Here is a 5,407-nt window from a genome sequence, read left to right as displayed (position 1 = left end):
TCTCCCAGCAGATGACCGAGCCCAGCCGGCCGAACCCGGTCTCGTGCACCGGCAGCGTGCTCCCGTCCCCGAAGCCCCAGACCAGTCGCTCCGCACCGGTGGGCATGAGCTTGCGGTGGTGGCCCACCACACCGTCCTCGGGGCTGATGTGGGCGGAGGTGCAGTACAGCGTCGCCCCCACCCGCTCGATGATGCCGATGACCACGAAGACCCCGTGCGCGGCGGCGGCCTCCGCGACGACGGCGATCTCCTCGCCCGCGAGGGTGACGGAGGCCCGGTGGTACTGCGCGTACTCGTCCCGGCCGGCCTCCGTGCGGCGGCCCAGCGGTGCGCCGAAGGCGAGGCCCTTGGGGTAGGTGCCGAGTGTGGCCTCCGGGAACACCGCGAGCTCCGCGCCGCGCTCCGCGGCGGCGGCGATGAGCCCTGCGACCTTCCGGGCCGTGGCGTGGGAATCGAAGGGGACGGGGCCGGTCTGGACGACGGCGACGGTGGCTGCGGGCACAGGGGCCTCCTCGCTCCTGATGCGGGGTCGCTCCGCTGCGGCCCCGGCACATGACCTGGTCCCGGTCAGACTATCCGGTCCGTGCTACCTGCCTCAGCGGATCACCCAGCCGAATGCCTCGGCCCTGGAGCGCGCTCCCTGGGCGGCCTTGGAGGTGCTCCGCTCTCCCAGCTCCTCCGTGATCCGTTCGCCCAGCCGCACGATCCGCGCGAACCTCTCCGGTGTGAGCCACTCGGGCTTGAGCGCGAAGAGGATGTCCTCGCTGGAGGTGTTGCCGGAGGCTCCGGGCGCGAACGGGCAGCCGCCCAGTCCGCCCAGCGCACCGTCGACGGCGACGGCACCGGCCCGGGCGGCGGCCAGTGCGTTCGCGGCTCCCATCCCCCACGTGTCGTGTCCGTGGAAGACGATGCCGTGCCCGGGTGCCGCGGCATCGGCGGCGGCCACGAGGGAGCCGACCTGCGCGGGATCCGCCTGGCCGAGGGTGTCAGCCACGACGACCTCGGTGCACCGCTGCGCACGCGGGTCCTTAACGAGGCCGAGCGTGCGCTCCGGGTCCACGGGACCGTCGAAGGGGCAGGTGAAGGCCGTGGCGAGGCAGAGCTGGAGCTCGGCCCCGGCCTCGGCGGCGATGTCGAGGGCGCGGGGGAGCGCTGCCATCGACTCCTCCGCGGACCGGCCCACGTTCGCCCGGTTGTGCGCATCCGAGACGGACAGGCAGTACTGCATGCGCGTCACGCCCGCCGCCACGGCGCGCTCCACGTTGCGCGGGGTGGCGACCCAGACCCAGGAGCGGTCCAGCTCCTCCGGTGTGAGCTCCGCGACGACCTCGAGCGTGTTCGCCAGCGGCGGGACGAGGTCCGGGCGGGCCATCGAGCCGATCTCCAGCTGGGGGACGCCGGCGGCGAGCAGCTCGCGGATCACCTCCAGCTTGGTCTCCGTGGCCAGCAGCCCGCCGGTGAGCTGCAGGCCGTCGCGCAGGGTGACGTCCCGGAGCGCCGGGACGGGGCGGGCGGATGCGACAGGGGCTGCGGATGCGGTGGTCATCGGGTCTCCTCCTCGATGCGTCGGACGGTCTCCTCGTCGAGGCCTGCGCGAGCGAGCACGTCCGCGGTGTCCGCGCCCAGGTCCGGGCCGAGTGTGCGGATGGGCAGGCTCGTGCCGCCGAGCACCGGAGTGATGCCGGGGAAGGCGATGTCGCGCAGCACGGCGTCCCCGTCCTCGCCTGCGTGGTCGACGACCGCCACGTCCCGGGGCTGGATCATGGCGCGGGCGAGCAGCTGCGGGTCCCGCACGAGGTCCGCGGCCGTGTGGATCGGACCGGCGGGCACATCCGCGGCCTCCAGTGCCTCCAGCACCTCCTCGACGCTGCGCGGGGTCGTCCAGGCCCCGATGGCCTCGTCGAGCTCGTCCCGCGCCGCCCACCTGCCGGCATTGGTCTGCAGGTCCTCCCGCTCCGCCAGGTCCGGGCGGCCGATCACCCGCATGTAGCGGGAGAAGATCCCGTCGCCGTTGCCGGCGATGACGACGGAGCGCCCGCCGGCGCAGAGGTAGGCGTTGGTGGGGGCGATGCCCTCCATCCGGCCGCCCGTGCGCCGCCGCAGCGTGCCCGTGGCGGAGTAGTCCGGGACCAGCGACTCCAGCACGGAGAACATCGCCTCGTGCAGGGCGACGTCCACCGTGCGCTGCGCGAGGGTGGGGGAGGAGCCTGCGCCCGAGGCCGTGCTTTCCGTCCGTGCGCCGGATCCCGGGGTTCCTGCGGCCCCTGCAGACCGCCTGCGCTCCCGTTCGAACAGCATCATGCACGCGCCGAACGCGGCCTGCATCCCCGCGATCGAATCGCCGATGCTCACGCCCACCCGCACCGGCGGCCGGTCCGGATCACCCACGAGGTCGCGGAAGCCGGAGTGGGCCTCGGCGACGGCGGCGAATCCCGGGCGCTCCGCGAGCGGGCCGGTCTGACCGAAGGCGGAGACCCGCACGAGGACGAGCTCCGGGTTCGCCTCCTCGAGCACCTCGGGACCCAGGCCCCACCTCTCCAGGGTGCCCGGACGGAAGTTCTCGAGGAGGACGTCCGAATCGCGGACCAGGGCGAGCACGGCCTCGCGCCCCGCCTCGGAGCGCAGGTCCAGGACCACGGAGCGCTTGTTGCGGTTGATCGTGCGGAAGAGCAGCGAGGTGGTGCCGGTGTGCAGCTTCCAGTTCCGCAGCTCGTCGCCGGTGCGCGGCCGCTCGACCTTGATCACCTCTGCGCCGAAGTCCGCGAGCATGCGTCCGGCGGTGGGCGCGGCGATGTAGTTGCCCAGCTCGAGGACCCGGCCGCCGTCGAGGGGAAGGAAGCCCGCCTGCGGGGCGTCGTCCTGCTGAGGGTCGAGGGACACGTGCACTCCTCCGGTCGGTGTTCGCAGTTCTCCTCATGCTGACGACCGGGCTCGCACCGTGCTCTGCCGGTCCACATCGCAGACAGGGTGGAGCATGCTGACGACCGGGCTCACACCCTGCACTCCGGGTCCACATCGCAGACAGGGTGGGGACGCGGCGGTGATAGGGTTTCAGCGGATTCGCGCGCGCCCGCACCCCGTGCCGGCGCGTGGAGCCCGCATCCCATCAGACTGTGTCGAAGAGGAGTCCTCCGTGCCCCTGCGCATGTCCACGCTGTTCGTGCGAACGCTCAAGGAAGACCCGGTCGACGCGGAGGTCGCGAGCCACAGGCTGCTGCACCGCGCCGGCTACATCCGCCGTTCCGCACCGGGCATCTTCACGTGGCTGCCGCTGGGTCTCAAGGTCCTGGGCCGCATCGAGACGGTGGTGCGGCAGGAGATGGAGCGCGCCGGCAGCCAGGAGGTGCACTTCCCCAGCCTGCTCCCCGCGGAGCCGTACCAGAAGTCGGGGCGCTGGGAGGCCTACGGCGAGGGGATCTTCCGTCTGCAGGACCGCAAGGACGCGGACTACCTGCTGGCGCCCACGCACGAGGAGGTCTTCACCCTGCTGGTGAAGGACCTCTACTCCTCCTACAAGGAGCTGCCGCTCTCCATCTACCAGATCCAGACCAAGTACCGGGACGAGGCCCGCCCCCGGGCCGGTCTGCTGCGCGGGCGCGAGTTCATCATGAAGGACGCCTACTCCTTCGATCTCACGGACGAGGGCCTGGACGAGTCCTACCGGAAGATGCGCGACGCCTACGTCCGCATCTACGACCGCCTCCGTCTGCCCTACGTCATCGTCGAGGCGACGCCGGGCGCCATGGGAGGCTCCGGCACGGAGGAGTTCCTGTACCCCTCGGAGGTCGGCGAGGACACCTACGTCCGCACCGCCGGCGGCTATGCGGCCAACGTCGAGGCAGTCACCACGGTGGTGCCGGATCCGGTGGACGCCTCGGACGTGCCCGCCGCGCACGTCGAGGACACCCCGGACACCCCCACCATCGAGACGCTCGTCGCCGCCTCCAATGCGCTGAACCCGCGCGCGGACCGCGAGTGGACGGCGGCGGACACCCTGAAGAACGTCGTCGTCGCGGTCACCCATGCCACCGGTGAGCGCGAGATCGTGGTCATCGGCCTGCCCGGTGACCGCGAGGTGGACCTGGGCCGTGCGGAGGGCACGGGAGTCCTCGGCGAGGGCGAGATCGAGGTGGAGCCCGCGACCGAGGCGGATCTCGCCGGCCTGCCGCAGCTCGTCAAGGGCTACATCGGGCCCGGCCTCTCCCTCTCCGAACCGCTGCTGGGCCTGGAGTCCTCCACCGGCCTGCGCTACCTCGTGGACCCGCGCGTCGTCGAGGGAACGCGCTGGGTGACGGGGGCGAACGAGCACGGCCGTCATGTGTACGACCTCGTCTACGGCCGCGACTTCACCGCCGACGGCACCATCGAGGCGGCCGAGGTGCGTCCCGGCGATCCGGCCCCGGACGGCTCGGGCGAGCTCGAGCTGGCGCGCGGCGTGGAGATCGGCCAGGTCTTCAAGCTCGGCACCCGCTACGCGGAGGCCCTCGGGCTCACCGTGCTGGACGAGAACGGCAAGGCGCGGACCGTGACGATGGGGTCCTACGGTGTGGGCGTGACCCGGGTGATGGCCTGCATCGCGGAGGAGCACCACGACGACAGGGGCCTCATCTGGCCGCAGCCGCTGGCCCCGGCGGACGTGCACATCGTCGCGACGGGCAAGGACGCGACCGTCTTCGAGAAGGCGGAGACGCTGACCGCGGAGCTCGAGGCGGCGGGCATCCGCGTGCTCGTCGATGACCGGAGGAAGACGAGCCCGGGCGTGAAGTTCGGCGACGCGGAGCTGCTCGGCATCCCCACGGTGCTGGTCGTGGGCCGCGGACTGGCAGACGGCACGGTGGAGCTGCGTGATCGGCGAGCAGGCACCAGCACGGATCTGCCGGTCGATGACGCCGTCGCCGCCGTCATCGAGCGCGTGGACGCCGGCTACGCGGCGGCGGGAAGCACCCGCGCGGACTTCCGCAGCCTGTGATCCTCGCCGCCGCCGGGCCGGTCGAGGTCACCGCGGGCCTCCTCCTGCTCCTGCTGGCGGCGGGCATGCTCGCCGGCTGGCTGGATGCAGTGGTGGGCGGCGGCGGAATCATCCAGCTGCCGGTCCTCATGCTGGTCCCGGGCATCACCCCGGTGCAGGCGCTGGCGACCAACAAGGTGGGATCGATCGCCGGCACCACGGTCTCCGCGGTCACGTATCTGCGCAAAGTGAAGCCGGACAAGTCCGCGGCGCTGCCGGCGGCGGCGCTCGCCCTCGTGGGCGCGGTGCTCGGGGCGATGCTCGCCACTGTGGTGCCGGAGGCCCTGTTCCGTCCGCTCATCCTCGTGGTGATCGTGTGCGTGGCGCTGTTCACCCTGCTGAAGCCGTCGCTGGGCGCAGAGGCGATGCTCCGCTTCCCGCCGGCCTCCGTCCGCCACC

At 72.4% G+C, this 5,407-nt stretch carries 5 protein-coding genes; 2 read left to right on the top strand and 3 right to left on the bottom strand.

Translation table 11 applies throughout. The annotated features are described in order from the left end of the window. From Q0A33_RS09935 to Q0A33_RS09925, 3 genes are all read right to left on the bottom strand, one after another. Nucleotides 1-502, bottom strand: a 502-nt coding sequence (locus Q0A33_RS09935; RefSeq protein WP_291795730.1) for a nitrilase-related carbon-nitrogen hydrolase, incomplete at its 3' end; no start/stop codon positions are given. 93 nt (nucleotides 503-595) lie between these two features. Next, nucleotides 596-1,546 carry a hydroxymethylglutaryl-CoA lyase gene (locus Q0A33_RS09930; RefSeq protein WP_291795727.1) on the bottom strand — a complete coding sequence of 317 codons (951 nt, stop codon included), beginning with the start codon at nucleotides 1,544-1,546 and terminating at the stop codon, nucleotides 596-598. After that, nucleotides 1,543-2,880 carry a CoA transferase gene (locus tag Q0A33_RS09925; RefSeq protein ID WP_291795724.1) on the bottom strand — a complete coding sequence of 446 codons (1,338 nt, stop codon included), beginning with the start codon at nucleotides 2,878-2,880 and terminating at the stop codon, nucleotides 1,543-1,545. The genes Q0A33_RS09930 and Q0A33_RS09925 overlap by 4 nt, the downstream gene beginning before the upstream one ends. A gap of 253 nt (nucleotides 2,881-3,133) precedes the next feature. Here Q0A33_RS09925 and Q0A33_RS09920 point away from each other — a divergent pair, with 253 nt between their 5' ends. Then, nucleotides 3,134-4,969 carry a proline--tRNA ligase gene (locus Q0A33_RS09920; protein WP_291795721.1) on the top strand — a complete coding sequence of 612 codons (1,836 nt, stop codon included), beginning with the start codon at nucleotides 3,134-3,136 and terminating at the stop codon, nucleotides 4,967-4,969. Then, nucleotides 4,966-5,407, top strand: a 442-nt coding sequence (locus Q0A33_RS09915) for a TSUP family transporter (RefSeq protein WP_363316568.1), incomplete at its 3' end; no start/stop codon positions are given. The genes Q0A33_RS09920 and Q0A33_RS09915, both read left to right, overlap by 4 nt.

The organism is Brevibacterium sp. (genome assembly GCF_022712115.1).
Taxonomy (GTDB): Bacteria; Actinomycetota; Actinomycetes; order Actinomycetales; family Brevibacteriaceae; genus Brevibacterium; species Brevibacterium salitolerans.
The sequence above is the reverse complement of the archived record's forward strand: the minus strand, read 5'-3'. Positions and strand labels throughout refer to the sequence as shown.